General features: G+C 63.0%; 13 protein-coding genes and 1 pseudogene. 8 read left to right on the top strand and 6 right to left on the bottom strand.

Annotation, left to right across the window (positions count from 1 at the left end; genetic code table 11):
- Window positions 1-21: 21 nt before the first annotated feature.
- The 5 genes from WAQ08_RS13795 to WAQ08_RS13775 are packed head-to-tail and all read right to left on the bottom strand — an operon-like array spanning window position 22 to window position 5,493.
- Window positions 22-420 carry a hypothetical protein gene (locus tag WAQ08_RS13795; RefSeq protein ID WP_015912828.1) on the bottom strand — a complete coding sequence of 133 codons (399 nt, stop codon included), beginning with the start codon at window positions 418-420 and terminating at the stop codon, window positions 22-24.
- Between the two features lie 53 nt (window positions 421-473).
- Window positions 474-3,620, bottom strand: a complete 3,147-nt coding sequence (locus WAQ08_RS13790; RefSeq protein WP_039016762.1) for an efflux RND transporter permease subunit — start codon at window positions 3,618-3,620, stop codon at window positions 474-476.
- Window positions 3,621-3,633: 13 nt separating this feature from the next.
- Window positions 3,634-4,749 (bottom strand): efflux RND transporter periplasmic adaptor subunit, encoded by a 1,116-nt coding sequence (locus WAQ08_RS13785; RefSeq protein WP_003821159.1) that lies wholly within the window; start codon window positions 4,747-4,749, stop codon window positions 3,634-3,636.
- Complete coding sequence (locus WAQ08_RS13780) at window positions 4,746-5,297, bottom strand: hypothetical protein (RefSeq protein WP_039016763.1); 552 nt, start codon at window positions 5,295-5,297, stop codon at window positions 4,746-4,748. The genes WAQ08_RS13785 and WAQ08_RS13780 overlap by 4 nt, the downstream gene beginning before the upstream one ends.
- A gap of 34 nt (window positions 5,298-5,331) precedes the next feature.
- Complete coding sequence (locus tag WAQ08_RS13775) at window positions 5,332-5,493, bottom strand: hypothetical protein (RefSeq protein WP_225104336.1); 162 nt, start codon at window positions 5,491-5,493, stop codon at window positions 5,332-5,334.
- 109 nt (window positions 5,494-5,602) lie between these two features.
- Here WAQ08_RS13775 and WAQ08_RS13770 point away from each other — a divergent pair.
- Window positions 5,603-6,366, top strand: a protein-coding gene (locus WAQ08_RS13770; RefSeq protein WP_128654794.1) for an IS5 family transposase whose coding sequence is annotated in 2 segments (ribosomal slippage) — window positions 5,603-5,918 and window positions 5,918-6,366 — 765 coding nt in all. Because the reading frame shifts where the segments join, the coding sequence is not laid out codon by codon here.
- On the opposite strand, the gene WAQ08_RS13765 is transcribed toward WAQ08_RS13770, so the two are convergent.
- A complete protein-coding gene (locus tag WAQ08_RS13765; protein WP_224031673.1) occupies window positions 6,326-7,369 on the bottom strand; it encodes a TolC family protein in 1,044 nt (347 codons plus the stop codon). The two genes, WAQ08_RS13770 and WAQ08_RS13765, sit on opposite strands and share 41 nt — an antisense overlap.
- A 399-nt stretch (window positions 7,370-7,768) precedes the next feature.
- Between WAQ08_RS13765 and WAQ08_RS13760 the strand changes: the two genes are divergently transcribed.
- The 7 genes and pseudogenes from WAQ08_RS13760 to WAQ08_RS13730 all read left to right on the top strand — a co-directional run.
- Complete coding sequence (locus tag WAQ08_RS13760) at window positions 7,769-8,026, top strand: metal-sensing transcriptional repressor (protein WP_039016764.1); 258 nt, start codon at window positions 7,769-7,771, stop codon at window positions 8,024-8,026.
- A gap of 9 nt (window positions 8,027-8,035) precedes the next feature.
- Window positions 8,036-9,221, top strand: a pseudogene (locus WAQ08_RS13755) (MFS transporter).
- A 133-nt stretch (window positions 9,222-9,354) separates the two neighbouring features.
- A complete protein-coding gene (locus WAQ08_RS13750) occupies window positions 9,355-10,383 on the top strand; it encodes a cation diffusion facilitator family transporter (RefSeq protein WP_021205762.1) in 1,029 nt (342 codons plus the stop codon).
- A gap of 43 nt (window positions 10,384-10,426) precedes the next feature.
- On the top strand, window positions 10,427-10,804 hold the full coding sequence (locus WAQ08_RS13745) for an ArsR/SmtB family transcription factor (protein ID WP_023110690.1): 378 nt from the start codon (window positions 10,427-10,429) through the stop codon (window positions 10,802-10,804).
- 231 nt (window positions 10,805-11,035) lie between these two features.
- Window positions 11,036-11,584 carry a DUF4148 domain-containing protein gene (locus WAQ08_RS13740; RefSeq protein WP_039016765.1) on the top strand — a complete coding sequence of 183 codons (549 nt, stop codon included), beginning with the start codon at window positions 11,036-11,038 and terminating at the stop codon, window positions 11,582-11,584.
- Window positions 11,585-11,771: 187 nt separating this feature from the next.
- The gene (locus WAQ08_RS13735) at window positions 11,772-14,480 is read left to right on the top strand and encodes a heavy metal translocating P-type ATPase (RefSeq protein WP_071538391.1); all 2,709 of its coding nucleotides are present in this window, start codon (window positions 11,772-11,774) and stop codon (window positions 14,478-14,480) included.
- A gap of 111 nt (window positions 14,481-14,591) precedes the next feature.
- Window positions 14,592-15,773: efflux RND transporter periplasmic adaptor subunit (locus WAQ08_RS13730; protein ID WP_422192170.1), on the top strand; the 1,182-nt coding region annotated here is incomplete at its 3' end.

Here is a 15,773-nt window from a genome sequence, read left to right as displayed (position 1 = left end):
CCCTGACGATCACGTTGAACACTACGGAAGAACGAACCGGGCGCTCGCGGTATTGCCCCCACGTTCGACTTGGACAACGGCCTTCGTGCCCTTGGCTGCGGCGAAGGTCCCGCTGCCTTCGAGGCGGCTTCCGTCCGCGGCAGGCGTGAGTTGCACCTCCTGCTTTTGTGAGCCGGTCAACAGCGTGAGCTTGGCTTTGGTGTTGCTTACGTTGACCTGCTTGCCGTGGTCGCGCAGGTAGAGTTGCGCTGCTGCGGGCTGAACGACCAACTCGTAGTCCACGTCCCGGACTTCGGTCACGACGCCACCATGCAGCGGCTTGTGGTCATGCGCGTGGTCATGGTCGCCTGCGGCGAAGGCGGTGACGGATGCCAGGGCGAGGGCGGTGCCAGCCGTGAGGGAACGAAATCGAACAGACATGAAAGCTCCTATAGGGTTACGGTGGTTGAAATCGGGTGACAGAAGGCGTTGCATCAGAATGCCCCCGCGTCGCGGTCGTCCAGCAGGCGTTCGGCAGGCTTGCGGCCGAACAGCCAGAACATGGCGGGTGTAAGGAAGGTGTCCAGCAGCGTGGAGCTGACCAGCCCCGAGAAGATCACCACCGCGACGGGGTGCAGGATCTCAGTACCGGGTCGTGACGCCTCGAACAACAGCGGGGCCAGTGCGAAGGCCGTGACCAGCGCGGTCATCAGAACCGGGGAAAGCCGTTCGAGCGAGCCACGCACGATCATCTTCTGGTCGAAGTCCTCGCCCTCCATGCGCATGAGGTTGAGGTAGTGGCTCACCTTCAGGATGCCGTTGCGCACAGAAATACCCGCGAGCGTGATGAAGCCGACCAGAGCGGCCACGGACAACGGCTGGCCAGACAGCCACAGCCCCAGCACGGCGCCGACCAGGGCCAATGGAATGTTCACCATGATGAGCGCCGATAGGGCGACCGACTTGTAGCGCGTGTACAACACCACGAACATGAGCGTCAGGGAGACGATGGACAGCAGGCCCACCAGTCGCGAGGCTTCCTCTTGTGCCTGGAACTGGCCGCCCAGCGTGATGAAGTAGCCTTCGGGCAAGCGCACTTCTTGGACGACGCTGCGTATGTCGGCCACTACTTCGGACAGCGGCCGTCTCTGAGCGTTGGCCGACAAAACTATGCGCCGACGGCCATCGTCGCGGCTGACCTGGTTGGGGCCGTCGCTGTCTTCGATGGTGGCAAGGCGCGACAACGGGACCCGACCCATGGGCGTGTCGATGAGGATGCGGCTCAAGCCCTCAATCGACCGCGCCTGCTCGGGCAGGCGAACCACCAGCGCGAAGCGGCGGTTGCCCTCGATGACCTCGGTGATCTTTTCGCCTTCGACCAGGCTTTGTAGCGTGGACAGAATTTGCGGTGCGGCCACGCCGTAGCGTCCCGCCGCCGCATAATCCACGCGGATTTTGATCTGCGGCGCAAGGACCTGCTTTTCGATCTCCAGGTCAGCAAGCCCCGGAATTCCGGCCAGCTTGGCGCGCAGCAGATCCGCCTGCCCGCGCAGGACGTCCAGGTCCTCGCCGAACACCTTGATGGCGATCTGCGAGCGCACCCCCGACAACATGTGGTCGATGCGGTGCGAGATCGGCTGGCCAATGCCGATGGAGCCGGGCAAGTGAGCCAGACGCGAACGGATGTCGGCGGTGATCTCCTCCATGGAGCGCTTTAGCTCTGAGGCAGGCAGCAGACCCACGTCCAGTTCACTGACATGCACACCTTCGGCATGCTCGTCCAGCTCGGCCCGTCCGCTGCGCCGGCCCACGTGCTGCACCTCCGGCACCTGCGCGACCAGCAGCTCGGCTTGCTGGGCAAGCGCCGAAGATTCGGCCAGCGTCACACCGGGATTCAGGCGCAGGCCCACCAGCAACGTTCCTTCATTGAACGGGGGCAGGAACGTGGTCGGGAAGAATGGCACCGCGGCGACAGCCAGTGTGACAGCCACAGCGGCCATGCCAAGGGCGGCACGCGGCCGCTGCAAGACCCGCTGCAGGCCGCCCTGATAACGCGCCTTAAGCCAGGCTAGAATCCGAGTGTCGCCATGGTCCAGCGTCCTCATCTTGGGCAGCAGGTAGTACGACAGCACCGGAGTGACCGTCACAGAGACCAGCAGCGAGGCTAGCGTGGAGACGATGAAAGCGATGCCCAGCGGCACGAACAAGCGCCCTTCCATCCCCGGCAGCGCGAACAGGGGCAGGAACACCAGCACAATGATCATCGTGGCGTAGAGAATCGCCGAGCGAACCTCCATCGAGGCCCTGGCAACGATGACCAGGGGCGTCAGCCGGTTCTCAGGGTGGCGGGCGCGGTTCTCCTTGAGCCGCCGCATGATGTTCTCCACATCGACCACAGCATCGTCCACGAGACCGCCGATGGCGATCGCCAGCCCACCGAGCGTCATGGTGTTGATTGACAGGCCGAAATAGTGGAACACCAGCCCGGTCACGAAGATCGAGGCAGGAATCGCGGTCAACGCGATCACCAGGGGGCGCAAAGTGCCCAGGAAGAAGAACAGGATCACCGCCACGAAGACCGATGCGCCGATGAGCTTGCCTTGCAGCGTGCTGATGGACGCCTCGATGAAGTTGGCTTGTCGGAAGGTCACTTGCGGCTCGGCCATGCCAGCCGGCAGTGAGCCCTTCATGTCCGCTAACGCTGACTCGATCGAGCGGGTCAGTGCAATCGTATCGGCCGTGGGCTGCTTTTGGATGCCCAGGATCACGGCTGGCAGGCCCTCGAAGCCCGCATCGCCGCGCTTGATGGCTGGCGCAAACTGAACATCGGCGACCTGGTGGATCAGGATGGGTTGGCCCGCACGCACCGCGAGAGGCAGGTTACGCAGGTCGTCGAGTCGGGACGTGCGGCCCAGGTTGCGGATCAGGTACTCGCGGCCATTGATCTCCAGGAAGCCGCCGGAAGTGTTCGCGGAGAAGCCCTTGAGAGCCGCATCCAGATCGGACGCAGTCACGCCCAGCTCTGACATTCGCGTGGTGTTGGGCTGGACCTGGAACTGACGGACCTCGCCTCCGATCGGGATGACTTGGGCAACGCCAGGTATGGCCATCAGCCGGGGGCGTAACACCCAGTCCGCGTACTCGCGCGTGTCCATGGCCGACAGCGGCGGGGCTGCGTTCTTCTGCCCTGAGGGCTTGGCACCGATGGGGATTGCAATCTGCATGATCTCGCCCATCACTGAGCTGATTGGCCCCATCGTGGGCGTCACGCCCGGGGCTAGCCCTTCCTCCATGGACGTCAGGCGTTCGGAGACCATCTGGCGCGCCCGGAAGATGTCTGTCTTCCAGTCAAATGTCACGTAGATGAAGGAAAGCCCGGCGCTGGAGACCGAGCGCACGCTTTCGACGCTGGGCAGGCCGTTCATGGCCGTTTCGAGCGGGAACGTGATGAGCTGCTCGACTTCTTCGGCAGCCATGCCGCCAGCCTCCGTCATGAGAGTGACGGTCGGCTTGTTGAGATCGGGAAAGACATCTACCGGCGTGCGCGTCAGGGTGAACGCGCCATACGCCATCAGCACCAGCGCCCCGATGATGACCAGGAGCCGGTTTCGTAAGCTATTTTCGAGAAGCCACTTGAACATGGAATGGTGCCCCTCAACGAACTTGATTGATCAGGGACGCGCCCTCGACAACCACGCGGTCGCCGTCCGCCAGGCCCGAAGTGACAGCGATGGATGCACCATCCAAAGGAGTGATGTTCACGACACGTGGCTCGAAGCGCTCGGCCTGGTCTTTGACCCAGACGATGTTCTGGTTGGCAGGGTTCTTCATCAGCGCACCGGAAGGCACGCGGTAGCCAGGTACCGTCGTCGCCTCTTGCACGAAGACCACCACCGGCATACCGACCGCCAAGCGCGAGAGGCTTTCGCTGGTGCCCTTGAACAGCATGGGCAGGGCCTGCTCGCGCAGGCTGCTGGCGGCCCCGACGAAGCTCAGCGGCACCTTCTGACCGCCTACTGCGAGTGCAGCACCGGCCAGGTTCTGTGCCATTGCCGGATCGTAGGCAAGCGCCTCGATGCGCAGTTGGGTCGGATCGACCACCTCAAACACCAGTTCGCGCGCATCCACGACCTGCCCGGCAACTGCGGGGCTGGATGCGATGACGCCGCTGACTGGGGCCTTTAGTACGTCCCTGCCGGCGAGGCCCCCGCTCAAGGCGCGGGCGCGTTCGGTCAGGCTGTTTACTTCGCTTTCGGCTGCTTCGATCTCCTTGCGGGGCACGGTCTCCGACAGCTCGCGCAGCCGGGCCAGGCGCTTCTGCGCGAGCGCTTGGCCCGCACGCAGCTCGGCAACCTGGGCCATCTGGCCTGAGCGCTCCAGCACACCGCTGGCCGGTTCGATGTAAGCCAGCACCTGGCCCTTGCGCACGGATTGGCCGATCTGCGGCAGACCATCCGGCCCGGGCACCAGCCGGCCCATTACCATTGCCTGGACCTTGCCGCCTGTCGTCGGGTCCATGATTACTTTGCCAGCCAGTTCATGGCTGCGGGCCAAGGGCTCCTGCTTGATCAGCTGGGTGCGTACACCGATCTGACGTTGTGACGGTTTCGGAAGAAACACGCTGCCATCAGGCTGGCGCTGGGGGCCATTGGAAGACGCAGCCGGCGCTTCGTCGCCGTGGTCGTGACCGTCGTGAGCGAACGCGGGAGCAGCCAGAGCCAATGCAGCCGCCATGGCCGTCGTCATTAGGAAACGGAAGTTGCGCTTCATGCTGCACCTCGCAGTGCACCGTTGGTGCGTGTACGTCTGCGCAGCGCCCACGCTAGGACACCGACGCCGAGGACTGCGGCACCGCCACCTAGTACGAGCACACGGCCGGATGCGACGGCATGCTCGTGTTCGGCGTCTTCGCTATGAACATCGAGAACGCCAGTCAACAGGTCCGATTGGCTCTGCGCAGTAACAGTGGCCATGATTGAGGTCTCGCCATCGGATAGCGGCTCAGTCAGATCGGCCTCGAACTCTCCAACCCCGTGTGGGCTGACCTTTACCTGTCGACCACCCAGCTCGAGGGTCAGCTCGCCATTGGTCACCGGCCGGTTGTCGGCAGCATGGTCGAGGTAGAGTGTGAGACGCTGGCCGTTCAGCACACCCACCAGTTCGAAGTCATCGGAAACTGCGGCAAAGCGCGGAAGCGCGGCCGCTGCGGGGGCAGGAGCGGCTTCGCCATGGTCATGGCCGTCGCCGGCCCACGTTGCGCTGGTGCCAAGCAGGAGGCTGGACAAGGCAGCAGCACGCCAGAAAGAGGATTGCGACATTTCTAAGGTTCCAGGATGGTTGAGCGCGCGCTGATCAGCGCGTGCCGGAGATGTCAGTGAAAGTCTCGGTCGGCTGCGGCAGCGTGCCTTGAGCCTGCAACAGGGACGAGATGGCCGCGGCATGCTCCACCTTGGCGAGCAGCGCCGCGCGCTCGGCCTCGGTGGCCTCCTGCTCGATGCGAAGGCGTGTCGGCATGTCCGTCTCGCCCATCGCGAACGACTTTTGGTAGAAGGTGCGCGTTTGTTGGGCTAGGGCGTGTTAACACTAATGGCGATCGTGGCGATTGCATCGGACAATCTCGGGCATGGAGATCACGCCCGCACAATTCGCCACTATTGAGCACTGCCTGCCCAAGCAGCGTGGCAACGTCAGCCTGAGTAACCTGCAGGTGGTCAATGCGATCCTCTATGTGGCCGAGCATGGCTGCAAGTGGCGCGGACTGCCCAAGCGCTTCGGCAACTGGCACACGATTTACACGCGTATGAACCGCTGGACCAAAGCAGGCGTCCTGGATCGCATGTTCGAGGAGTTACAGCGCGCGCAGGTCGTGCGCATCAAGATCGAGGCGGTCTCGCTGGACTCCACAAGCATCAAGGTCCATCCCGACGGCACGGGGGCACTAAAAAAAACGGCCCACAAGCCATCGGAAAGTCCCGAGGCGGATGGAACACCAAGATTCATATGGTTGCCGCGGATGCTCGAACGGCCGTGACGTTCTGCCTCTCGCCTGGTCAGGCGCACGACGCGCCTGAAGGCCGGCGCCTGCTCAGCAGTCTTGGGCCGACCAGCAGACCAGTGCACTTGTTGATGGACCGTGCCTACGAAGGCAACGAGACGCGGCAGCTGGCACTTGATCTGGGCTTCATTCCGGTTGTGCCACCCATGAGGACTCGGATCGAACCTTGGGAGTACGACCGCGAGATGTACAAGCGTCGCAACGAGGTCGAGCGCTTGTTCCGTCGGCTCAAGGGCTATCGCCGCATCTTCTCGCGGTTCGAGAAACTCGACCTCATGTTCCTGGGCTTCATCAGCTTCGTCCTTGTCGCTGATGGACTTCGGATGTGTTAACAGGCCCTAGTCGCTGGCGCTCCGAAGCGGCCTGCATCTGGGTGCTGGTTGCCAGTTCGCGCGATTGGGCAGTTCGAATTTCCGAGAGTAGCCGGGTGCGCTGGGCCGCGAGTGCCGACTCAGCCTCCAGTGCCTGCGCATTGGCGCTGGACAATTGCTCGGTATGACGGCTACCCGTACCGAAGGGAATGCGCACACCCACCGTGATCGTCTGGTTGTAGCGTTCGCCGTAGCCGCCCCGATCCCGCGTGGTCGCCAGGGTCAGTTCGGGGTTGGCGTACTTCTGATGGGACACCAGTTCCGCAGAGCGGCGGGCCGCCAGCGCCTTGTGCTGCAGTTCCAGCAGCGCAGGGTGGTTACCCAACAACGCGCCGGACGGCTGTGCCGATGCCGGTTGAACTCGGACACCTGACTGCTCCGGCTGCGCGGAATCGGCCTGCGACGGGATACTCTCGATGCCGGTCAGTGCCAACAACGCCTCGCGCTGCGTGACTTCTTCGGCCTGAGCAATGGCCAGGGCACTACGAGCCGACGCCAAGGCGCCATCGGCCTGGTTTCTGTCGGCTTGCGCCAGGTCGCCCGCGCGAACCCGGCGAGCCACATCTTGCGCCAACTCGTCCGCGCTGCGGGTGCGATCCTGCGCCGCCATCAATTCGGCCTGGGCACGCTGCCATGCCCACCATGCCTGGCGAACCTGTCCGGCCGTGCGTAGCTTGGCGGCCAGCATCCGGCTGGATAGAGCGAGGCTTTCCGCGTCCGCCCAGCGTGCCGACGAGGCGCGCTCACCAGGCATCCAAAGGGGAATAGCCACCCCGACTTCATATTCGCGCTTTCCGTTGCGGTTGTTGAACCGATCAGTTTTGGTGGAGGCTTCCAGCGCCATCGGACCTGCCACCCAACTACCGGCCGTCTCTTGGCGTGCTTGGGCGGCCTGCTGCCAGGCGCCTTCTCCAGCGGCTTCTGGCTGCCGCTGCCAAGCTGACTCCCACAATTGGGCGACCATGTGGCTGTCTGGTCTGGATGGGACGTGAGGGGCGGCTACTGGCTGGGCTAGCACGGTGCCGGCCCAAAGCGTGGATACCGCCCATATCCATCCCTTGCGTATGTCTTTGCGAAGCATTCAATTCTCCATCGGTGTTGCATCAGTACTTACCCCCGGCTGGGTGTTCTCTTTCCGAGCAAGTGCTTGTCGTTGAAAAGCCACTGTCTACTGGCTTAGATATGAACAATTGTATATTTATTCATATGAATGGGAAAGAAAACCTTACCTCCTTTGAGCACCAATCGCCTTAGAGAGGGCGTCGGGCGCAAGACATCGAGAGGCGAGGTGGGGCTAATCCACTGCGCAAACAGCTATGCAGACTCCTTGAGCATATCCCCCAGGGGGGGATATGATTGCTGCATGAAAGAGATGCACAAGCACACCAGCCACCCAGATCTCGTGAAACGGCTCAAGCGCGCCGAGGGTCATCTGCGACACGTCATCGGGATGATCGAAGGAGAAGAAACCTGCCTGGACATCGCTCGCCAGCTCGCTGCGGTGGAGAGCGCCGTCACAGCGGCCAAGCGCGTCCTGATCCATGACCACATCGACCACTGCCTGTCTCATGATGAGGACTCCGTTCTGGCCGAAATGAAGGCACTAACCAAACTGCTCTGAGGTCTCTCGATGCTCTCCGTCCTAAAGAACCGCACCTACCGCCACCTGTTCACCGCGCAGGTGATCGCACTCGTCGGCACAGGCCTTCGCCGACCAGTTCCCGCGACGGTCATTACTCGTAGCGCTGGACCTGGTACGAGCGGTTGTCGCGATCTGTTTGCCATTTGTCACCGAGGTCTGGCAGATCTATCTGCTGATCTTTGTCCTGCAAGCGGCATCCGCCGGCTTCACGCCGACTTTCCAAGCCACTATCCCGGACATCCTTCCCGATGAAGAGGACTACACGAAGGCGCTGTCGCTGTCCCGGCTGGCCTATGACCTGGAAAGCCTGATTTCCCCGATGCTGGCTGCTGCGCTGCTGACCGTCATCAGCTTTCACAACCTGTTCGCGGGAACAGTGCTCGGTTTCCTCGTTTCAGCCGCGCTCGTGGTCAGCGTGCGGTTGCCCACAACTATTCCCGGACCGCGCCGCGGCATTTGGGATCGCACGACCCGCGGCACACGCATCTATCTCGCTACGCCACGCCTGCGGGGCCTGCTGGCGATCAGCTTGGCCGTCTCGGCGGCGGGCGCCATGGTGATCGTGAACACGGTGGTTCTCGTGAAGGCGCGCTTTGGCCTAGGCGAGGTCGAAGTGGCGTCGGCACTGGCGGCATTCGGAGGCGGTTCGATGGTGGCAGCCTTCGTTCTGCCATCCTTACTGGAAAAGGTGGCCGACCGAACCGCGATGCTCACCGGCGCTACCGTACTGGTCGTGGGCACGGGGATCGGCGCACTGCTGCCGAGCTATGCATTGTTGCTGCCGCTGTGGTTGATCATCGGCTTTGGCTACAGCGTGGCGCAAACGCCATCCGGCCGTCTTCTGCGCCGCTCGGCCCATGCCGAGGACCGTCCTGCGATCTTCGCGGCACACTTCGCGCTGTCGCACGCCTGTTGGCTCATCTGCTACCCACTTGCCGGCCGCTTCGGCGCGGTCATGGGCTTGCCATCGACCTTCATTGTCATGTCCCTGGTCGGCTTGGCCGGCGTGGCGCTGACGCTCTGGCTGTGGCCGGCCAGCGACCCTTCTGACGTGGCGCATGACCACCCCAGCTTGCCGCCGGATCACCCTCATTTACGCACACACGCAGACCAAGGCAGGCACCATCACCAGCTGATTCTGGATGACCTGCACCGTATCTGGCCGAAAGGATAGGCACATTTTCTCGTTGCGGCATCACAACGCATGGCTTCGGAGGCTGAGAAGGGTGAGCCAAAATATATCAAATGAACACATATTCATGTGTTATATTTCACCATAGTCAAACACTCAACCAGCAGAGGCGCCCATGTCCCAATCCAATGCACATGATCATGGTCACGACCATGATCACGACCACACCCCCACAGTGACCAGCGCCAACGAGCGCAAGGTTCTGGTTTCCTTCTTCCTGATCTTCGGCTTCATGCTCGTGGAAGCTGTCGGCGGCGTGCTGTCGGGCTCGCTAGCCCTACTTGCCGATGCTGGCCACATGCTGACCGACGCCGTGGCACTTGCCCTGGCTTACGCTGCCTTCCGATTCGGTCGCCGCGCAGCCGACAGCAAACGCACATTCGGTTACCTGCGCTTCGAGGTCATCGCCGGCTTCCTGAACGCCGTGACCCTGTTCGCGATCGTCGCATGGATCGCCTACGAGGCGTGGGAGCGGCTGCAGGCGCCGCCCGTCATCCTCGCCGGCCCGATGATGATCGTCGCCGTGCTCGGCTTACTGATCAACGTCCTCGTGCTGTGGATCATGACCCGCGGCGAAACCGATCACGTCAATGTGAAAGGTGCCATCCTCCACGTGATGGGTGACCTGCTCGGCTCTGTCGGCGCCATCGTTGCAGCGATCGTCATCTACTTCACCGGCTGGACTCCGATCGACCCCATCCTGTCGGTTCTAGTAGCGGCGTTGATTCTGCGCAGCGCCTGGAAGCTCCTGGCCAAGTCGATCCATATCCTGTTGGAGGGTGCGCCAGAGGACGCTTCGCCGGAAAAGGTGGAACAAGGCCTGATGAGCACTGTGCCCGGCCTGGCGGCTGTCAGCCATGTTCACGTGTGGCAACTCACTTCCGGTCGCACGATGGCCACGCTACACGTTCGACCCAACGTGGACGAGGAGGCGCGAGCTGTGGTCAAGCGCGTCGAGGCGGTGCTGCGAGAGCAGTTCAGCATCGAACACGCCACAGTCGGAATCGACTGGAACTCGGAGGCTGACGAGAACATCTGCAGCCTGCAACCCACGACAGGCCGTCAGGACCACAGCGGCCACGACCACAGTGAGCACAATCATGACCATGACCATGACCACTCCGCTCCCGGTCACAAGCATTGAGGCCGTGCTAGACGGTTCGCAGTTCACTTGAGGGTTTGAATCCATGACATCCCGCAAAACCACCAGCGCCGCTATTGTGCAATGTTCGACCTCTAACCACGGCACGACCACTGATGTCCTCGCACTATCGCAAAGTGACGTCGCTGTTCTGGCAGAGACCTTCCGCCTGCTGGGCGACCAATCGCGATTGAAAATCCTGTTGCTGTGCATGCGCGGATCGGTCGCAGTGGGCGACATTGCTGGCTCGCTAGACCTGTCGCAGTCCTTGGTCAGCCATCACCTGCGCCTGTTGCGCGGCGCGCGCCTCGTGCGCGGCGAGCGCCAAGCCAAGCACATCTTCTACGGCATTGCCGACCAGCACGTCAGCCAGGTACTCCAGGACATGGCGGTTCACATTTCGGAGGACAGACACGACGATTGACTGAACATGTGAGTGCGCGCCGGCCTACTCCTTCAAGGGGTAGGCTTTTTTTGGCTATCAATCTAGAGAGACACCGGCGCGCCTTGCTGAATGCCTAGAAGACCCCACAAGCAAAAAGCACTCTAAAAATAAACACTTGAACATATCCTCATGTGTGTTATTATTTGTCTACGGGGTATCCGAAAGGCGTAAGGACCACGCCATTATTTTTAACGTCAAGGAGTATTGACCATGTCCAAGAAAATTCGCTTTGCTGTTCTGCTTTCCGCACTTTTTGCTGCTGGAGCAAACGCTCAACCGTTCGCCGCAGATATGACACGGCAACAGGTCCAAGAAAATCTGACTGCTTGGAGGCAATCTGGGCTGGAAGCGTTGTCTCGCGGCGAAAGCGGCCCGGATACGTCCAGCCCTCAATACCAGGCTGCCTTTCAGCGCTACTTGCAATTGACCCAAGGTGATATGTATCAGGCGCCCTCAGCAGGAAAGACTCGTGCTGAAGTGATGGCTGATTTGGAACTGTGGAAAATCTCCGGCATGCACGCGCTCACCTCGCGCGGAATCACCACCGCTTCGCACACCCAAGCCTACCAACAAGCCTACGAGAGCTACCTCCAGCTCAAGCTGGGTGCGGCTTACAAGGCTCCGGTGGCATTGACTCGTGCTCAAGTAAAGAGTGATTTGGCAGATTGGCAGGTTGCGGGAATGGCTGGATTCTGGGCTGGTGAGCAGACGCCTGATACCTATAGTGATGCCTACCGCACCGCATTTGAAACCTACTAGATGCTGCGCAACAAAAAATGACTTAATGGCAGCAGCATAAAGCAGCGGTCGGATGGTTCAGCCAGAAAGAGATTCTTTCTTTTTTTTGAATAAACATACAAACAAGTGTTCATTTGTTTGTATAACATTCCGATCGCTGATTTGTGCGTCCTGCCACGGCGATTACTCAGAGAACCAGGAGATTGATATGTCTTTGGAAACAAAGGACGGCACAGGAGCGCAGGACGAACAACTGGGCTTTCGGGTCGAAGGTATGGATTGCGCCAGTTGCGTCGGCAAGATTGAAACAGCGCTTGGTCGAATTGATGGCGTATCAAATGTACAGGTTAATTTTACAAATGAGACGCTGACGTTGACGCGCAGCACAAGTAGCCGAAATACTGCACGCGACATTGCCAAGAAAATCCGGTCCCTGGGCTTCGACGTGCAGGCACTGCCCGCGTCCGAAATGTCCGCAGCACCTGCACCGCGCCATGCGGCCCACGCGCATGACCACGCCGGCTGCGGCGGCCACCATGACCATGGGCATGCCCACGACCACGGGCACGATCATTCGCACGGCAAAGCGTGCGGTGATGACCATGGGCATGCCCATGGTCACGGCCATGCCCATGACCACGGTCACGATCACGGGGCCTGCAGTGGGCATGACCATGCGCCGGCCTCTGCCTCCCGTGGAGCACCCAGCACGCCCCCCAACGTGTCCATGCGCGTCGAGGGCATGGACTGCGCCAGTTGCGTCGGCAAGATCGAAACGGCCCTCGCTCGCATGGATGGCGTGTCCGATGCCCGCATCAACTTCACCGCAGAAACGCTGGAATTGACGCTCGCGTCTGGCGGCCCCACGCAGCTCGGCCACATCGAGAAGACCATCAAGAGCCTGGGCTTCGGCGTCTCCGACGTGCGCCGCCATGATGGCTCAGCACCCGCGGCCCCAGCAGCAGCATCGACGGCGCGCCATCAGCGCTGGTGGCAGACGAAGAAAGGCAGGCACGTGCTGGGCCTGGGCGGCCTGATGGGCTCGGCCTACGCGATCGCGCAGTTCGTTCCTGGCTACGCTGAATGGATCTTCGCCGCTGCGGTGATCGCGGGCGTGCTGCCGTTCGCTCGCAAAGCCTTCGCGCTGGCTGTGTCAGGCTCGCCGTTCTCTATCGAAACGCTGATGGTCGTCGCCTCGCTGGGCGCGCTCGTGATAGGCGAGGCCGAGGAAGCTGCTGCCGTGGTGTTCCTGTTCGCGATCGGCGAGCTGCTGGAAAGCGTGGCCGCCGGCCGCGCGCGCGCCGGCATCAAGGCGCTGGCCTCCCTGGTGCCTAAGACGGCGGTACTGCTCGATGCCGCGGGCGGGCAGCGCGAAGTGCCCGCCGCTTCCCTGCGCGTGAGCGACCGCGTGCTGGTGCGCCCTGGTGACCGGGTGCCTGCGGACGGCAAGATCCTCCGCGGTGAAAGCAGCCTGGACGAGTCGCCTATCACCGGCGAGTCCGTACCGCGTCAAAAGGCTATCGGTGCCGACGTGTTCGCCGGCTCCATCAACGTCGATGGCGTGCTCGAAGTACAAGTCGAGAAGACGGCATCGGACAACACCATTTCTCGCATCATCCAACTGGTGGAGCAGGCGCAGTCCTCCAAGGCGCCCACGGCTCGCTTCATCGAAAAGTTCAGCCGCTACTACACCCCTGCCGTCATGGCCATCGCGGCGTTGATCGTGGTGGTTCCGCCACTTGCCATGGGTGGCGACTGGGGTACCTGGCTGTACCGCGGCCTCGCACTGCTGTTGATTGCCTGCCCATGTGCGCTGGTGCTCTCCACACCGGCGGCCATCGCCTCGGGCCTTGCGGTGGCCACACGACGGGGCCTGCTGATCAAGGGTGGCAACGCGTTGGAAACCATCGGCCGCGTGCGCGCAATTGCCTTCGACAAGACTGGCACGCTGACCGAGGGCAAGCCGCGCATCACCGAGGTCCTGCCCTTCGGGCTGTTCAAGCATCAACAGGTCCTTGCGCTTGCCGCCGCTGTCGAGTCCGGCTCAAACCATCCCTTGGCGAAGGCCATTGTCGCCCATGCCAAGAGCCTGGACGTGGCGATTCCCCAGGCCACGGGCGCATCGGCCATTGCCGGCAAGGCGGTGCGCGCCACCGTGAACGGCAGTGCGCTCGCTGTCGGATCGCCCGCCCATGCGGAACAGACGGCCACGCTGACAGCCGCGCACCGCAGGGAAATCGACAAGCTGGAGGATGGCGGCAAGACCGTGGTGGTCCTGTTCGACGAAGCCAGCAAGAACGTTCTGGGCCTGCTGGCCCTGCGCGACGAGCCCCGCCGCGACGCGCGCGAAGGCGTGGCCCAGCTCAACGCCATGGGCGTGCGCTCGGTCATGCTGACCGGCGACAACCGCCGCACCGCGCAGGCGATCGCCGGCAAGCTGGGCATCGAGTGGGAGGCCGAGCTGCTGCCGCAGGACAAGCTGCGCTTGGTCAACGAGATGAAGCGTGATGCCAAGGTGGCGATGGTCGGCGACGGCATCAACGACGCGCCGGCCCTGGCGACCGCCGACGTGGGTATCGCCATGGGCGGCGGCACGGACGTGGCGCTGGAAACCGCCGATGCCGCGCTGCTCAAGAGCCGCGTCACGGACGTGGCCCACCTGGTGGCCCTGTCGCGGGCGACGATGGCCAACATTCACCAAAACGTCGTATTCGCCATTGGCCTCAAGGGCTTGTTCCTGGTCACCACCGTGTTGGGTATCACCGGCTTGTGGGTTGCCGTGCTGGCCGACACCGGCGCCACGGCCCTGGTCACGCTGAACGCACTGCGCCTGCTGCGCTTCAAGGGCGCGCCGGAGGCCAACCACGGCGACGACGCCGGGCGTCCCACCACCTTGTCCGTGCCGTCTGCCCGCTGAGGCAACAAGAGGGCTTGACCTTGCCGTCGTTGTAACGCCTAGCCTCCACACAAATGTCTGCAGAGCGCTTCGGAAGGGCCGGAGTCCTGCATCCAAGAAAGGGTCACTTCCATGCGTAAAAAAATCAGAATCATTGTGGTGGCAGGCGTCATCGCAGCCGTCGGGGGGATAGCGATCGCTGCCCGCGACGCCAAGGACGAGGGCAAGGCCGCGGCGCCCCCGGCGGGCGCGCCGATGGCGCCGCAGGTGCCCGTGGCCGAGGTCATTACCCGCACGGTCGCGCCATCGGCCGAGTACACCGGCTTCCTGGCCGCGCCCAAGACCGTCGAGCTGCGCTCGCGGGTCGGCGGCGCCGTCGATGCGGTGAGCGTTCCCGAAGGTAGCCTCGTGCGCAAGGGCCAACTGCTGTTCCAGATCGACCCGAGGCCGTTCCAGGTTGCGCTCGACACGGCCGTGGCGCAACTGCGTCAGGCCGAGGTGCTGGCCAGCCAGGCCCAGGCCGACTTTGACCGCGCCGAGCGCCTGGTGGCGACCGGCGCCGTCGCGCGCAAGACCTATGACGATGCCGCCTCCGCACGCAACGCGCGCCAGGCTCAGGTGCAGGCGGCTAAGGCCGCCGTTGCTGCGGCTCAGCTGGACCTGTCCTACGCCCGCGTCACTGCGCCCATCGCCGGGCGCGTCGACCGCGTGCTCGTGACCGAGGGCAACTTGGTCAGCGGTGGCGGCGCCGGCGCGGCCACGCTGCTGACCACGATCGTATCCATCGACCCGTTGCACGTGTACTTCGACATTGATGAGGCCACCTATCTCAACGTCGTCAGCCGCTCGCGGCCCGCTGCGGGCGCCGGTAGCAAGGCTTCGCTGCCCGTGCAGGTCGGGCTGACCACGGACAAGGGTTTCCCGCACAGGGGCGCGCTCGACTTCGTGGGCAACACCATTGACCGAAGCACCGGCACGATCCGCGCGCGCGCCGTTGTGCCCAACCCGGATGGGCGCATGGCACCCGGCATGTTCGCCCGGGCCAAGCTGTCCACCGGCGCGGCGCGCGAGGCCGTCCTGATCGACGATCAGGCCGTGGGCACCGACCAAGGGCGCAACTACGTGCTGGTCGTGGGCGAGAACAACCAGGCCCAGTACCGGCCCATCGAACTGGGGCCGGTGGTGGACGGGCTGCGCGTCATCAACGGCGGCCTGCAGGCCGGTGAGAAGATCATCATCAAGGGCCTCGTGCGCCCCGGCATGGCGGTCACGCCGCGCATGGTGCCCATGCAGGCGCCCGCGGCACCGGCCGCC

The sequence above is a fragment of the Aquabacterium sp. genome (assembly GCF_049274795.1).
Classification (GTDB): Bacteria; Pseudomonadota; Gammaproteobacteria; order Burkholderiales; family Burkholderiaceae_C; genus Aquabacterium.
This window is presented reverse-complemented; position numbering and strand designations above follow the sequence as displayed.